Source organism: Dehalobacter sp. CP (assembly GCF_047652685.1).
Lineage (GTDB): Bacteria > Bacillota > Desulfitobacteriia > Desulfitobacteriales > Syntrophobotulaceae > Dehalobacter.
The window spans coordinates 894780-909655 of the sequence record NZ_CP157399.1; the positions used below are offsets into that span (position 1 = coordinate 894780).

Consider the following 14876-nt stretch of genomic DNA (forward strand, 5'->3'; position numbering starts at 1 on the left):
TAATGATAAGAAACTGCATGCAGCCAAAGGAACAGCACTATAGGTTTGGAAGGAGGATCTTTATGGCCTTGACGATTGCCCCATCGATACTGTCTGCCAATTTTGCCAGATTGGGAGAGGACGTCAGTCTTGTTGAAAATGCGGGGATTGATATGCTGCATATAGATATTATGGATGGACATTTTGTCCCAAATATCTCGATAGGGCCTGCCGTTGTTGGATCGCTCCGCAAGGTCTCCTCGCTGGAGTTTGATGTTCATCTGATGATTGAACATCCTGAAAAGTATGTTGAAGATTTTGTAAAAGCAGGTGCTGACTCCATCACGATTCACGCTGAGGCCACCAGGCACCTTCATCGGGCTATCCAGCAGATCAAATCTCTTGGGGTGAATGTGGGCGTTGCACTGAACCCTGCGACCCCGCTGGAAATGCTGACCTATGTTTTGCAGGAACTTGATGTTGTGCTGCTGATGACGGTGAACCCTGGTTTTGGCGGCCAAAAGTTTATTCAGGAAGTCTTGCCGAAAGTCGTAGCACTATCGGGGATCCTGAAGGAAGTAAACCCGCTTTGCCGTATTGAGGTGGATGGCGGAATTAATGTTGAGACAGCCCGTCTGGTAAGCAAAGCCGGGGCCGAGATCCTGGTAGCCGGTGCAGCTGTATTTGCTTCCCCGGATCCGCAGCAGGCGATTCGTGATATCCTTGAAGCCGCTAAAGAGGAACAGGGTACCAACAAAAGTAAAAGATTCCGGGGAATTAAGCAATGAAGGTTGCAGTCGTGGCAAACGGAGAATGGGATGCTGCCTGGGGCCGCGGCGAACTCACCAGAAATCATATCGAGATGTTGATCTGTGCGGACGGAGGCGGCAACAAGGCCATCGCTTCGGACAGAATCCCTGATGTATTGATTGGGGACCTCGATTCCATTACAAAAGAAAATCTGGAAAAATGTATAGCGGCCAAAACAACCGTCAAACAATATCCCTGCGAAAAAAATGAGACGGATTTAGAGCTCGCTGTGGCCTATGCGGATACATATTTAAATTCTCAGGGATGCTTCCTGGACGAAATCGTTCTTTATGCCGCCGGCGGTAAAAGGCTGGATCACCTGATGGGGAACATCTCGATTATGATTGCGTATGCTGAAAAAGGCAGACGGCTGAAGATGAAAGACCCAAGATCCGATGCCTGGGTGATGCTTAAGGGTAAAGAGAACATCAAGGGGAGTGTTGGCCAGCAGTTGTCGATCGTCGCCTTATCCGATGATGCACGGGTATCTGCCGAAGGGCTGTACTATGAGCTGGATATGCTGAATCTTGCGCATAATTCCCCGCGTGGAATCAGCAATGTGTTTACGGATGAAGATATTTCGATTGAGATTCATGAAGGCAAAGTTCTGGTCTATGTTCAGATACCTTGTTAATCTTAAAACTTACTCCTCAAAATGGGTTGAAAAGCAAAAACCCCGGCTTTAAAGTCGGGGTTGTTTTAATCCAATCACAGTCGTTTCACGATGAAGTTAGACAGCTCGTTTCACTTTACCTGAACGAAGGCATCTTGTGCAGACTTTGACATGGGTGGGAGTACCGTTCACTACAGCACGGACACGCTGGAGGTTTGGTTTCCAGGTACGCTTGGAGCGAATATGGGAGTGACTGACACTCATCCCGGAAGAAACTCCTTTTCCGCAAACATCACAAATACTAGCCATGATTTCTTCTACCTCCTTTTCACCCAAAAATGACACTATTATAGTTTAGCAGAACTTAAAAGAATTGGCAAGAGTAGGTTTTTATTATCGGACGAGGTTTATATAGGTGTTTATATAGGTTTTATACATACTGCAAATGCAAATGTTTTATTCGTATATTATACTACATTTACCAGGTACTGATAAGAAAAAAATAAGGAGTTGTTCCCTGAGGTATTCACATAGTATTTGACGAAAGCTACCGCGTATATTATCCTAATTATATTAAAGGAAACGGTGAATCTTTCAAAATGGAATTTTATTATGCAAAAGATTAAATTTATGCCGGATATAGGGAAAGCGAGGTTGAAGAAGATGGCAAAGTTGATGGAAACAAAACTGGGAAATGTAGAAATATCAGAAGACGTTATAGCTACGATCTCAGGTGCGGCAGCAATCGAGTGCTATGGTTTGGTGGGTATGGCTTCGAGAAAGATTTCGGACGGTGTTTCAGGTTTGCTTAAAAGGGAAAACTTATCCAAAGGAGTGAGTGTCACCCTTCAGGAAGAGGACTTGATCATAGACCTTAACATCATTGTGGGATACGGAATTAAAATATCGGAGGTTGCCTCCAATGTAATGGACAGGGTCCGCTACACTGTCGAGACAATGACAGGTCTAAAAGTGGCTGAAGTAAATGTAAATGTTCAAGGGGTAAGATTTTTAGAATAGTTGAGAATACACTCAGATGATCTTAGGATGAGTAGGAGGATAAATTTTGAAAGCCGTGTCGGACGCTATAGCTCAAAAAATTGACGGAAACGTATTAAAAGATATGATAAGGTCGGGGTCTCGTCTGCTGGAGCAAAGGAAGAAGGAAATTGATGCTTTGAATGTATTTCCGGTCCCGGACGGGGATACGGGTACAAATATGAATTTGACATTCAAAGCAGCATCATTGGCAGCAGACAAGGTAACGGGCAATTCTGTGCATGAAGTCGCAAGTGCCGCTTCTACAGGTTCCCTGATGGGAGCTAGAGGGAATTCAGGTGTTATTTTGTCTCAGATCATGAGAGGGATTGCCAGGGGCTTGGAAGGTCTTAACGAAGCAAATGCTCTCCAGATGGCTCATGCGCTGCAAACGGGCGTTGAAAGCGCGTACAAGGCAGTAATGAAACCAGTCGAAGGAACAATTCTTACTGTATCCAGGGAGACTGCCCGGGGTGCATATATTAAAGCAAAAAGCGGAACGACTGATATTTTGGAAGTTTTGAGGGCTGGTTGTGAAAAAGGTGAAGAGGCGCTGGCCAGGACGCCTGAGATGCTGCCTGTTCTGAAACAGGCAGGTGTGGTTGATGCCGGCGGTCAGGGCTTCCTGACTATTCTATACGGCTGGATCTCGGCTTTGGAAGGCAAGGAAATTGGTTACGCTGAGGTACAGCAGGAGGAGGTCCAGATTCCTGCGGTTTCAGGTATTATTGCCGTTGGAAGCCTGGAATTTCCATATTGTACTGAGTTTCTGGTAAAAGGAAATGGCCTTGATCCCGATGTTATAAGACAGGCACTCCTGGACAAAGGTGACTGCTTGTTGGTCGTGGGCACGGAGGATGTGGTCAAGATCCATATTCACACCCGGAACCCCGGACTCATTTTGGATTATGCCATCAAATATGGTTCTCTGCATGAAGTTCAGATTCACAATATGCTTGCCCAGAATGAGCTAGCGGCCCATCAGGCCAAAAATGTGCCTGAAAGCAGTGAAGCTGCTTATACCGGAGAGCTTGTGGATGTTTCATCAGGGGCGCCTGCAGACCAGGCGGCTTCGGCTGGGACAACAGAGGTCAAGGAATATGGGATCGTTGCCGTCGCCATGGGAGAAGGCATTGCCCAAATCTTCACCAGTCTGGGTGTCGATGAGGTTGTTTTCGGCGGTCAGACTATGAATCCGAGTACCAGTGATCTTGCCGAAGCGATTAGGAAAGTCCCCGCCCGCCATATTTTCCTTCTGCCGAACAACAGTAACATCATCATGGCGGCCGGCCAGGTCAACGAACTGATTGAAGACAAGGAAATCTACGTTATTCCGACAAAGACAATACCGCAGGCGATCGCTTCTTTACTTGCTTTCAATTCCGACAGCCTTCCGGAGGAAAACGTTCAAAATATGACAACTGCGTTCAGACAGGTAAGTTCGGGAGAAGTAACTTATGCAGTCAGAGATTCGCAGTATGGCGAGCTGGAGATTGCCGAAGGGGATATTCTTGGCCTGATTGAGGGAACAATAAAGACGACAGGCAGAGATATTCTCGACGTTGCCAAAAATGTTCTGGAGGAAATGAATTGGCGTGAAAAGGATCTTGTCACCATTTTTTACGGTAAAGACATGGCTGAAGAAGATGTAATCCTGCTTACGGACTGGCTTAGCGAAGAAAAACCGGAGATTGAAGTCGAGGTTTATTCAGGGAAACAGCCACTATATTATTATATTCTCGGGGTTGAATAAACAAAAAACTTCGGCTTCGGCCGAAGTTTTTTTTATCAAGCCGTTTTCTCGATGTAGGTCTTCGAAAGCATCTTGTTAGGGCAGATCTCCTAAGCCAATCTGCTTGGGTAAGTCTGCATGCCACAATACCGCTTTCGGCTATTGCGTCTTCCTTGACGCAAAAAGCCGCGCTACGCCATCCAGGCTTCGCTTGTCGCGGAACTGTGGCATGCAGACTGATCATAAGCTTGATTTAAATCAGTCCGTGTGCAGAGGAATTAATACAAGCTTTCCAAGATGCCTTCAACACAAGTTAAATCTTTCATCGTTCGTGCTCGCTTGACGTCGGCTATGCAGAGAGAAGACGAATAAAACGATCTGAATAGCCGCCAGAATGATCTGCATTCTGGCATGCAGATTGGCTTGAATACCCTTAGGATCAGTCTGGGGGCCACAGTTCTGCTGTGAGCGGAGCATGGAGTGCGAGCCCGGCCTTTTGACGGCCATGGATGGCCTAATGTCGCGATGCCATGGATGGCAAGGAGCGACGCGCCACGGAGGGCACAACGGCCGGAAAGCAGTATTGTGGCCCTCAGACTTACCCTAGCATAATGGTTTTATAAGTAACTAAGCTATAGCAAATGGATGAATGGATGAAAACGGATTACCCCAAATTATTACTGAAGGAAGGTGAGCCGGTGAAGGTTGGGAGTGTTTTTGATTTGCTAGGGCCGGTGATGGTCGGACCCTCAAGTTCCCATACGGCGGGGGCGGTCAGGCTTGGTCTTATGGCTGCGAAAATACTTGGCGCCAAAGTGAAGCAGGCCCGTATCCAGCTGCACGGTTCTTTCGCTGAGACGGGGAAGGGACATGGAACTCATCTTGCCTTGACAGCAGGGCTGCTCGGGATGAAGCCGGATGATAGCCGGATCAGGGAGGCTTCGCGGATTGCACTAGAGGCTGGGATGGAAACGGTATTTGAAAATGTCAATCTGGGTGATGTACACCCGAATTCGGTTCGTTTCCTGCTAACCGGCTGGGGCGGGGGAAAAGCTGAAATCAATGGCTCATCACTGGGCGGCGGGAAAATTCTGATTACTGCGGTTAATGACTTTGACGTGGAGTTTACCGGGGAATATCCTGCTTTAATTGCGATCTATATGGATTACCCGGGAATGATAGCTGAAATAACTAAACTGCTCGCAGGCAAAGGAATTAATATTGCCCAGATGAAAGTCTCCAGAGAAGGCAAAGGGCAAAATGCGCTGGCGGTTATTGAGACGGATGAGCCGATCACGGATATTCTTAGCAGCGAAATGAAAAAGATGCCGATGATCGAGCAGGTGATGTTTATTGAACCCATCATAGACATTTGACGCGGGGGGGTTGGCAGATGCGTTCTTATGGTGAATTAGTGGAAAAAACCGAAAAGCTTAATAAAAAAATCAGTGATATGGTTCTTCAGGAGGAATGTTTGAGGACAGGTATACCGGCTGAACAGCTGTTAAAAAAAATGAAGAACCATTATGCCGTGATGCGGGAATCAGTTGAAAGCGGAATGACCGGAGAATGGAGATCATTGTCAGGTCTTGTAGGAGGAGAAGCTGTTCTTTTGGAGAAATATAGAGAAAGCGGCAAGTCGATTCTGGGTAATCCGGTAAACAAGGCAGCAGCCAGAGCAATGGCCGTAGCTGAGGTAAACGCTGGCATGGGCAGGATCGTTGCAGCACCGACAGCGGGATCATGCGGCGTGTTGCCCGCTGTACTGCTGACAGTTCAAGAAATGTCGGATGCAACGGAAGAAGATGCTGTTCAGACTCTTTTTACATCTGCTGGCCTTGGGATGGTCATTGCGGAAAGAGCTAGTGTCTCAGGTGCAGAAGGCGGGTGTCAGGCTGAGATAGGTTCAGCGGCTGCCATGGCTGCAGCTGCGGCAGTGGAATTGTGCGGCGGATCGCCCGATCAAACAGCGCAGGCAGCAGCATTGGCTTTGAAAAGTTTTCTTGGTTTGGTCTGTGACCCTGTAGCTGGGCTGGTCGAGGTGCCCTGTGTAAAAAGGAACGCCATGGCAGCAGTTATAGCATTAACCGCAGCCGAGATGGCTTTGGCTGGAATCAAAAGTGCGATCCCATTGGATCAGGTCATTGATGCAATGGCTTCAATCGGCAGGGAAATGTCCTGCAGCCTTAAGGAAACGTCCCGGGGGGGACTCGCCGTCACTCCTGCGGCTCAGAAATATAAAGATCATTTGGCAAGGTGAGAATGTGCTGCAATCAGATCATTGGCGAAACAGCGTGAATAGGGCAATGAAAGCCGAGGAAAAACAGGGATTTATTAATACAGGCGCAGTCGGCGGCTTCAGCAGATTTTTACTGGACTTAATTGCTGAACTGGGTGGTGTTTTTTCCGCGGAAAACCTTGCCTCAATGCAGTGTATTGCAGAGGAATATCATGAAGTCAGCCCGTATAAACGACGGGCTTTATGGCGTGAACTCCAGGAACTGCTGGACAAAACGGAAGTAACCGAAAAGTCAGCTGGAGATTTATCTGCAGCAACCTATCATGCTGCAGATAAAACAGCATCTTTAGATACTCCTGGACTAGCTTCTGGAACAATCTGCGGAACAACGACCGAAGAAGCATCCGGAACCTTTCGTACCACAGAGAAAGCCTTAACCAGCCTTAAAGTTCAGACAGGGAGCATCAGTCAGCCCCAAAACCTGCAGTATATCAAAGGTGTCGGACCGCAAAGAGCCAAACAGTTCGAAAATATGGGGATTTGTACTGCTGAGGATCTTCTGCGGTATTATCCGCGTAAATATGAAATCCGATCGAAACGGCGGATTCAGGATATTCAGGACGGAGAGTATGTTACGATTGACGGGATTGTAACTGGAAGCCAGGTTACCAAAGGCAGAGTCAAGGTCGTCAAACTAAATATTGAACAGGACGGCAGAAGCATTCATGCCGTCTGGTTCAATCAAATACATATTCCAAAACAATATCCGGACGGAACAAAGGTCACTGTGACAGGAAAAGCACAATGGCGCACCAGGGTCCCGGAATTGCTTGCGTCCGAAATCATGAAAGGACTTTACGAGGGTCCTGCTCAAAAAATGGTTCCAGTATATTCGGAAACAGCCCGTCTCAATTCGAAAACGATCCGGGAGATCATCCAGGTTGTTTTGCCGCAGGTTGATCGAATCTTTGACGAGTTCTTTCCGTATGAGGAAAACAATTTGATGGAACGGCGGCAAGCCATTAAAGAAATTCATTTTCCGCACTCCGCAGAAAACCTGAAAAAGGCACGCGAAAGACTGGTCGTTGAGGAAATCCTTTTGCTTCAGCTGGCGCTGGCTAGGCTTCGTTCCCCCGGGCCTCAGAAAGCAGGTCTCGTTTTAAACCAGGGTGGAGCTTTGGTCCAAAAATTTGTTTCCGGGCTTCCTTTTCGGCTGACCGGCGCCCAGCAAAGAGTCATCCGGGAAATATTCCGGGATATGGGGAGCATCGAGAGGCCGATGACCCGTTTGCTTCAGGGCGATGTTGGATCAGGTAAAACCGTGGTAGCGATGGCTGCCCTGCTGCAGGCTGTGGGCTCGGGTTTTCAGGCCGCTATGATGGCGCCGACTGAGGTGCTTGCCCAGCAGCACTATGAATCGCTGCAGGCCGCGTTTGAACCTTTAGGGGTAAAAGTTGTATTCCTTGTCGGGAACCAGAGTAAGCCGGAAAGGGAACAAATCTTAGGGCAGATTTTGAGCGGAAAAGCCCAGGTTGTCGTCGGAACCCAGACCCTCATTCAGGAATCCGTCCGGTTCAACGCCCTCGGTCTTGCCATCACCGATGAACAGCACCGGTTTGGCGTCAGACAGCGGACCCTATTGCAGGACAAAGGCGAGAACCCGCATGTCCTGGTCATGACCGCTACCCCGATCCCGAGGACGCTTGCGCTGACTTTATACGGCGATCTTCAGCTTTCGGTGCTAGACGAGCTGCCTGCTGGCAGGAAGCCGATTATCACCAGAAAAATTTCAGACCGCAGCCGCTCCAGCATGGAGAAATTTCTGAAGCAGCATGTCGCTGCGGGTCGGCAGATCTATGTCGTTTGTCCGCTTGTCGAGGAAACAGAAAAATCGGATTTTGTTTCAGCAACCCAAAAGGCTGATGAATTGAGCCGCATTTTTGAAGGAAGCAGCGTTGCGCTTCTGCACGGAAGAATGAAAGGACAGGAGAAAGAGGAGATCATGCAGCGTTTCCGACGTGGGGAGATTAATATCCTGGTTACGACAACTGTCGTCGAAGTCGGAGTCAATGTACCGAACGCGTCTGTGATGGTGATCGAAGATGCTGAAAGATTCGGGCTTGCCCAGCTGCACCAACTTCGCGGAAGAGTCGGACGCGGACAAGAGCAGTCGTATTGTCTCCTGATCAGCAATACCCGGGACAGTGCCCGGCTGAATGTTCTTTGTGAGACAGAGGACGGTTTCCGGATTGCCGAGGAGGATTTGAAGATGCGGGGCCCGGGAGAGCTACTTGGGCTTCGCCAGCATGGCGTACCGGAGTTAAAGCTTACAGACCTGGGAACTGATGGAAGGCTGGTCGAAAAAGCCTATCAACTGCTTCAAAAGGTTCTGAAAGATCCTCAAAAGTACGAAAAAGCCTATCAGGAAGTCAGCCGCCTTTATCCCAAAGAAAAAATCGGAGTGAATTAGTGCTGAGAGCAATTTTATACGATGAACAAGTCACAGTACGTATGATTTTTTTGCACAGGCTCATACTATTTCTTGTTGGCACATTCCAGTCATGGATTGATGCAGAACTTTCAAGGAGGCAGAGGGTATGACAGAGACGAAAAAAGATACGGCAAGTGAATTGGAAAATCTAAAATATGAAATTGCGCAAGAGATGGGTCTTCCCCAAAGAAAAACAAAAAGAAAAAGTAAAAACAGAGAAGACGTAACGAATAAAGAATAAAGAATGACGAATTACGAATGACGAATGACGAGATACGGAATAAAAAACCTTCTGTTGAAGCATTGATTGATATGCTGCAACAAAAGGTTTTTTAGTTACGGTTAAAAGATATTCTTTTTCTTATAATCATTATCGTTATTCGGGTCGATGTAAAAAGTAGATTGTTTAATGGAGGTAGGTCTCAAAATTATGGCTGTCAATTCCGGGATGAATGCTCTGGTTGATCGCTGCAGCAATAATTTTGGCGCTTCTTTCAATTAATTCATCAACTTCCTTGGGTGTAACCATCAGGCTGCCCTCGTAAGGCGACAAGGCTTTCTGCATGACATTCATCAAGACCTGTTCATTTTCCTGTTGATAAATTTTGGCCAGGGAAGGTTCGGATTCCATTTGTTCAAAAAGCTCTTCGATGGTTTTATGCGCGATGATTGCAGCATTGACAACAGTCGGAACGCCGATAGCAATGACTTTGCAGCCAAGGGTTTCTTCATTGAGCCCTTTGCGATGATTACCAATTCCGGAACCAGGATTGATCCCGGTATCCGCTAATTGAATGGTTGTGCCGATTCTATCCAGGGCGCCCGCGGCCAAGGCATCGATCGCGATCACATAATCCGGGCGGACATGTTCAACCAGTCCGCGGATTACCTCCGCCGTTTCGATTCCGGTCAGTCCAAGCACACCAGGTGATATCGCTGACACTTGGCGCATTTTCCCCTCAATTTCTTCGGGGGTATAATGAAAAAGGTGACGGGTGACCATGATTTTCTCGACAACTTTGGGCCCAAGCGCGTCTGGAGTTGCCTGCCAGTTGCCAAGACCAACGATCAGAAAACTGGTATCTTCCTTAAAGTTTAACAATCCGGCGAGATGCCTTGCTAATACTGCAACGATTTTATTGTGCTGCTGGTAGTTGTTTTCTTTGATATCCGGAGCATCGATTGTAATATAATTTCCTTTAGGCCTGCCCAATTCTTTTTCGCCTTTGGCATTTGTGATTTGGATTGCGGTGACAGTTGCCTCTTGAAGTTCTTCTTTTTTCATGATGACGCCCGCTATCTCTTGACCTCTTTCTCCCCGCAGCAAGTCATGGGCTTCCACCGCCAGGTCGAGAGAAATATTCATTTTTTTTAGAAAGCTTGATTTGTTCGATAATTTCATATCGGCAGCAGCTCCTTTTTAAATCTGTTTTAGTATGTTGGATTTCTAACACAGATATTCAAATCAGGAAGATTAATGGGTGAAAGATAAAGTGGAAAATTCAAATTGCGTATCAAATGAAATATTAATTTGAGATTCAAGTCGGAGATTTATTAGATACTGGAATGGAATAATATGTTTCTCGTTTGGAATCAGATATGATATACTTAGAAAATGGGAGTATCCTGTAAAAAAATATTTAAATCAGGTTAGATCACTGTATAATAAAAGGATAAAGTGAAGACATCATATCCAGAGGACTAAACATCGTGCGAATTATTTCAGGACAATGGAAAGGCCGTAATTTAAAAACTGTTAAAGGCATGAATACCCGTCCGACTTCCGATAAAGTCAAAGGGGCGATTTTTAATATTCTTGCCGGCAAGGTAATGAACGCCAGAGTGCTGGATCTTTTTGCGGGAACCGGAAACCTTTCCTTTGAAGCTTTGTCCAGGGGGGGCCGTCATGCAGTTCTGGTTGAGAAAGATACTTCAGCCCTGGAGACAATCAGAAAGAATGCCGAAATTCTCGGGGCAGTACCAAGAACCAGCATACTCCGGATGGACGCAATGAATTTTTTTAAACAAGCAGTTCAGGAACGCTTTGATTTAATTTTTCTTGATCCGCCTTATCGGCAGGGACTGGCCGACATGGCCCTTGCCTATTTGCAGACGCAGCCTCTCTTAAATCCCGGTGGGGTCATCATCATTGAAACTTCTTCAGACGAAACCGTTGACGATGCGATAGACCCTCTGGAAATAAGGTTAATAAGAGAATATGGAGATACCAGGTTATGGTTTATTCAGAACAAAGAAGAGCATGAGGAGGGATAATTCCTTTGGAAAATCATTTAATTGATCTCATTGAACAGTTGGAAGAAGTGCTTGACCATGGAACCAAGGTGCCTTTAACCGGCAAGATCATGGTTGATGAGGAAACAGTATTAGAAATATTGGATGGAATTCGTTCCGTTCTGCCCGAGGAAATCAAACAGGCGAATTATGTTTTGGCTGAAAGAGACCGCTATATGGAAGAAGCCCGCAGTGATGGGCAGAGAATTGTAGACCGGGCGCAAAAGCAGGCTGACCAGCTGCTTCAGGAAAATGAGATTGTTGCTCAATCCCGGGCTTATGCCGAAGAAATTGTCTTAAAGGCGCAGCAGTATTCCCGCGAAGTAAAATTAGGCGCTTTGAAATATTCCGATGATCTGCTTCAGGATATTGAATCAAAAATGGGAGAGGCTTTTCAATCCATCAAGGCCAGCCGGGAAGAATTAAATGCCATGGCCCGCTGGGATGAACGGGTTCAGACCATGGAGCAGGAATAAACAAATTTATCTTAATGGCGGTGCACTTTTTTCCATATTCCAATCATGAAGACAATGAAAAGCAGAGCCAAAATGCATAGGCCAAAATACAGGCTGCTCCATCTTAAGGACAACAGCCAGGAAGCATCACCTCCAGTTGGCTGTACAGGGAGGCCGGTGGTTGGAATATCGCTGAATTTTAGCAGCAGCTGACTGATCAGAAGCGCCAAAAAGGAATGGATGGTTCTACCGGCTACAAATGGAAGGAGCCGAAGATCTGTCGACGCCGTAAAGCTGGATACCTGTGCAAAAACAGAAATCCCCCCCCATCCAAGCAGCAAGGCCAGAACCCCAATCTTGCTGTTCAGGGATGAAAAGGCCTGGACGGCTGCATTACAGCCCAAGGTGGTTTCCAGGAATCCCTGGATGATAGCATTGGCTTCCAGCACAGAAATGGATCCGGCCGAGAGAAGATGGACTGTGTCTGACAGAACGGAGCTTAGATGCGTAACTGCTAAAAGATGGGTGATAACAGAAAAAAAAATGATGTATCCTCCAACCAGGATAATCGTTGACGTACTTTCCCTGACTGCATCAGCCAATAATGCGCCAATGGTTTTATTGTTTTGTTGGAGGTTTTTTAATTCACGCAAAGCCTTTCTCCAGGAAGAATATGTTCTTGGAATGGCCTTTTCGGATGAAACACCATAATTACGGAAAATCAAACCGACCAGCAGGTTGGCGAGATAAACAGATCCTGCAATAATGATACCCAGGGCAGGGTTTCCAAGCATCCCGGATGCCACGGCCCCGAACATAAAACCTGGACTGGGATTGCTGGTAAAGGCAAGAAGTCTTTCCCCTTCGATCCGTGTAATCTCTCCGTTTTTCCTGAGCTTGCATGTCAGCATCGCTCCGATCGGAATTCCCGAAGTATGTGTCATGGCCAAAACAAAAGAGGCTTTGCCCGGCAGACGAAAAACAGGACGCATCAGTGGTTCGAGCAAGATTCCCAGAAAATTGACCAGGCCAAGCTGCAGAAGAAGTTCGGAGACAATGAAGAATGGAAATAAGGCCGGCAAGATATAATTCACCCAAAGCGCTAAGCCTTTGGCGGCAGAACTCAATACTTCCTGGGGATAAATGAACATACAGGTGGCAAGGATTAAAAAGACCAGGATTCTTAGGAATGGCAAGGCAGCCATCACCATCCTTTAGCGTATTTAGAACGGAACACTAAACTGGGGTTGACAGGGCACAAAGATGTGATAGACTCTTTATAATCAGTTTATATATCATTTACTTATTTCACTCATATTTAGGGTATTCCTATATGTGATTTATATAACCGGAGTATACAAAGATAAGAAAGAGAAAAAAATACAATACTATATAGGCAATGTATCTTGATTGGTGGAAGAGAGTAAAGGAGTGTAATTTGTGAAGATTCTCGTGCTAAATTGCGGCAGCTCATCGCTCAAATACCAGATGATGGATATGGAAACGAAGAGTGCGATGGCAAAAGGCCTGGTGGAAAGAATCGGGCTTCCCGGAGCGATGCTTACGCATCGTCCGAAAGGTGGAGAAAAAGAGGTCATTGTTGCTGATTTGCCGGATCATACTGCTGCGATCAAATTGGTTTTACAGGCTGTGATCGATCCGAATTTCGGTGTTTTAGCGTCCCTGGAAGAAATTGATGCAGTAGGGCACAGAGTTCTCCATGGCGGAGAAAAAGTGTCCGGCTCCGTGCTTGTGAATGAAGAGGTCAAACGGGCGATTGAAGAGTGTTTTGAACTTGGACCTCTTCATAATCCGGCCAATCTGGCAGGAATTATTGCATGTGAACAGATGATGTCGGGGACACCTCAGGTTGCGGTGTTTGATACGGCATTCCATCAAACGATGCCTCCGGAGGCTTATATCTACGGGATACCTTACGAGCTGTATGAAAAGTACAAGATCCGCAGATACGGTTTCCATGGGACCTCACATAAGTATGTCAGCCAGCGGGCCGCAGTGGTCATGGACAAACCACTGGAAAAGTTAAAGCTGATCAGCTGCCATCTGGGTAACGGATCTTCGCTTACGGCCGTAAAATATGGGAAATCAGTCGAAAATTCCATGGGGTTCACCCCGCTGGAGGGGCTGATGATGGGCACCCGGTCGGGGGATCTTGATCCGGCCATTGTTCCGTTTATCATGAAAAAAGAAAGGATCTCCGGGGACGCAGTCAATGCGCTGTTAAACAAGAAAAGCGGCGTACTTGGCCTTTCGGGAGTCAGCAGTGATTTCCGCGATTTACAGAAAGCTGCTGACGAAGGCAATTACCGTGCCCAGCTTGCCTTGGATGTTTTTGTTCATGACGTTAAAAAATACATCGGTGCCTATGCTGCAATTCTAGACGGCGTCGACGGGATCATATTTACAGCCGGACTGGGAGAAAATTCTCCTTTAATTCGCCGGTCAGTCTGTGATACGCTGGGCTGCATCGGTGTCAGTATTGACGATGAGAAAAATGAAGCGGTCAGAGGACAGGAAGTGGACATTTCCAAGTGGGGAGCCAGATGCAAGGTCATGGTCATTCCGACAAACGAAGAACTCATGATTGCCTTGGATACTGAGGAAATCATCCAGAAGATGTAATCCTTTCTTGACAAAGAAAAAAGTGATAACTATAATTACAGTTGTTGCATATCGAGGTGATTGCTGGTGATCGTCAATGTTTTTCAAGTAAGGCGGGCCGAGGGTGGGTCAAAAACCTTTAGTTTTCATGAGGAAAATTTTCCGCCTTTGCAGCTTGGAAATGAGTCTTATCGTTTCTTATCCCCGCTTGAAGTGGAATTAAAAGCTGAAAATGTCGGCAAATCACTCTTGGCGAATGGGAAAATATCGTCTGTGATTGCTGCTAGTTGTTCCAGATGTCTGAAAGAATTTTCGTATAATCTGAAGATTGTTTTTGAAGACGAATGGGTCCCGGCGGAATTTGCTTCTGAAGCCGAAGACGACAGCATGCTGGTTTTTGAAAAGGACGAATTCCCGATTGACGACAGGATTGTAGAACATATACTGCTGCAGATTCCTTTAAAGTTCTTATGTTCTGAAGACTGCAGGGGTCTCTGTCTGAAATGTGGCGCTGACCGCAATACGAATCCTTGTTCGTGCTCCACTGAGGATATTGATCCTCGCTTAGAAATATTATCCAAATGGAATAAGGGGGTGTAATATCA

The 14876-nt window shown here is 46.6% G+C and carries 15 protein-coding genes; 12 read left to right on the plus strand and 3 right to left on the minus strand.

The genetic code is table 11. The annotated features are described in order from the left end of the window. The first annotated feature begins 62 nt into the window (after positions 1-62). Positions 63-767 (plus strand): ribulose-phosphate 3-epimerase, encoded by a 705-nt coding sequence (gene rpe, locus AAH944_RS04515; RefSeq protein WP_415536866.1) that lies wholly within the window; start codon positions 63-65, stop codon positions 765-767. Further along, a complete protein-coding gene (locus tag AAH944_RS04520; RefSeq protein ID WP_415536868.1) occupies positions 764-1423 on the plus strand; it encodes a thiamine diphosphokinase in 660 nt (219 codons plus the stop codon). The genes rpe and AAH944_RS04520 overlap by 4 nt, the downstream gene beginning before the upstream one ends. A 96-nt stretch (positions 1424-1519) precedes the next feature. On the opposite strand, the gene rpmB is transcribed toward AAH944_RS04520, so the two are convergent. Further along, complete coding sequence (gene rpmB / locus AAH944_RS04525) at positions 1520-1711, minus strand: 50S ribosomal protein L28 (RefSeq protein WP_415536869.1); 192 nt, start codon at positions 1709-1711, stop codon at positions 1520-1522. Positions 1712-2065: 354 nt separating this feature from the next. On the opposite strand from rpmB, the gene AAH944_RS04530 reads away from it, so the two are divergent. The 6 genes from AAH944_RS04530 to AAH944_RS04555 all read left to right on the plus strand — a co-directional run bounded on the left by AAH944_RS04530 (position 2066) and on the right by AAH944_RS04555 (position 9143). Further along, entirely contained in the window at positions 2066-2422 is a 357-nt protein-coding gene (locus AAH944_RS04530) for an Asp23/Gls24 family envelope stress response protein (RefSeq protein WP_025205365.1), read from the plus strand. Between the two features lie 46 nt (positions 2423-2468). Then, positions 2469-4193 (plus strand): DAK2 domain-containing protein, encoded by a 1725-nt coding sequence (locus AAH944_RS04535; RefSeq protein ID WP_415536871.1) that lies wholly within the window; start codon positions 2469-2471, stop codon positions 4191-4193. Positions 4194-4825: 632 nt separating this feature from the next. Next, complete coding sequence (sdaAB, locus tag AAH944_RS04540) at positions 4826-5548, plus strand: L-serine ammonia-lyase, iron-sulfur-dependent subunit beta (protein ID WP_415536873.1); 723 nt, start codon at positions 4826-4828, stop codon at positions 5546-5548. 17 nt (positions 5549-5565) lie between these two features. After that, positions 5566-6432, plus strand: coding sequence for an L-serine ammonia-lyase, iron-sulfur-dependent, subunit alpha (sdaAA, locus tag AAH944_RS04545; RefSeq protein WP_415536875.1), 867 nt, complete (start codon positions 5566-5568; stop codon positions 6430-6432). 4 nt (positions 6433-6436) lie between these two features. Then, positions 6437-8881, plus strand: coding sequence for an ATP-dependent DNA helicase RecG (gene recG / locus AAH944_RS04550; protein WP_415536877.1), 2445 nt, complete (start codon positions 6437-6439; stop codon positions 8879-8881). 127 nt (positions 8882-9008) lie between these two features. Then, positions 9009-9143, plus strand: coding sequence for a small, acid-soluble spore protein, alpha/beta type (locus AAH944_RS04555; protein ID WP_415536879.1), 135 nt, complete (start codon positions 9009-9011; stop codon positions 9141-9143). A 165-nt stretch (positions 9144-9308) separates the two neighbouring features. On the opposite strand, the gene gpr is transcribed toward AAH944_RS04555, so the two are convergent. Continuing rightward, on the minus strand, positions 9309-10304 hold the full coding sequence (gene gpr, locus AAH944_RS04560) for a GPR endopeptidase (RefSeq protein WP_415536881.1): 996 nt from the start codon (positions 10302-10304) through the stop codon (positions 9309-9311). Positions 10305-10591: 287 nt separating this feature from the next. On the opposite strand from gpr, the gene rsmD reads away from it, so the two are divergent. Further along, positions 10592-11176: a 16S rRNA (guanine(966)-N(2))-methyltransferase RsmD gene (gene rsmD, locus AAH944_RS04565; protein ID WP_415537771.1), complete on the plus strand. Its 585-nt coding sequence runs from the start codon at positions 10592-10594 to the stop codon at positions 11174-11176. 5 nt (positions 11177-11181) lie between these two features. After that, a complete protein-coding gene (locus tag AAH944_RS04570) occupies positions 11182-11670 on the plus strand; it encodes an ATPase (RefSeq protein ID WP_015044203.1) in 489 nt (162 codons plus the stop codon). 11 nt (positions 11671-11681) lie between these two features. Here AAH944_RS04570 and ylbJ read toward each other — a convergent pair whose 3' ends face one another. Next, positions 11682-12860 (minus strand): sporulation integral membrane protein YlbJ, encoded by a 1179-nt coding sequence (ylbJ, locus tag AAH944_RS04575; protein ID WP_415536883.1) that lies wholly within the window; start codon positions 12858-12860, stop codon positions 11682-11684. Positions 12861-13089: 229 nt separating this feature from the next. On the opposite strand from ylbJ, the gene AAH944_RS04580 reads away from it, so the two are divergent. Then, entirely contained in the window at positions 13090-14292 is a 1203-nt protein-coding gene (locus tag AAH944_RS04580) for an acetate/propionate family kinase (RefSeq protein ID WP_415536885.1), read from the plus strand. Between the two features lie 66 nt (positions 14293-14358). Beyond that, positions 14359-14871: a YceD family protein gene (locus AAH944_RS04585; RefSeq protein ID WP_415536887.1), complete on the plus strand. Its 513-nt coding sequence runs from the start codon at positions 14359-14361 to the stop codon at positions 14869-14871. The last annotated feature ends 5 nt before the right edge of the window (positions 14872-14876 follow it).

What these genes read in the sequence shown, in the direction of transcription:
- rpe (WP_415536866.1), top strand. Translation starts at nt 63, where the DNA reads ATGGCCTTGACGATTGCCCCATCGATACTGTCTGCCAATTTTGCCAGA.
- AAH944_RS04520 (WP_415536868.1), top strand. Translation starts at nt 764, where the DNA reads ATGAAGGTTGCAGTCGTGGCAAACGGAGAATGGGATGCTGCCTGGGGC.
- rpmB (WP_415536869.1), bottom strand. Translation starts at nt 1,711, where the DNA reads ATGGCTAGTATTTGTGATGTTTGCGGAAAAGGAGTTTCTTCCGGGATG.
- AAH944_RS04530 (WP_025205365.1), top strand. Translation starts at nt 2,066, where the DNA reads ATGGCAAAGTTGATGGAAACAAAACTGGGAAATGTAGAAATATCAGAA.
- sdaAB (WP_415536873.1), top strand. Translation starts at nt 4,826, where the DNA reads ATGAAAACGGATTACCCCAAATTATTACTGAAGGAAGGTGAGCCGGTG.
- sdaAA (WP_415536875.1), top strand. Translation starts at nt 5,566, where the DNA reads ATGCGTTCTTATGGTGAATTAGTGGAAAAAACCGAAAAGCTTAATAAA.
- AAH944_RS04555 (WP_415536879.1), top strand. Translation starts at nt 9,009, where the DNA reads ATGACAGAGACGAAAAAAGATACGGCAAGTGAATTGGAAAATCTAAAA.
- gpr (WP_415536881.1), bottom strand. Translation starts at nt 10,304, where the DNA reads ATGAAATTATCGAACAAATCAAGCTTTCTAAAAAAAATGAATATTTCT.
- ylbJ (WP_415536883.1), bottom strand. Translation starts at nt 12,860, where the DNA reads ATGGTGATGGCTGCCTTGCCATTCCTAAGAATCCTGGTCTTTTTAATC.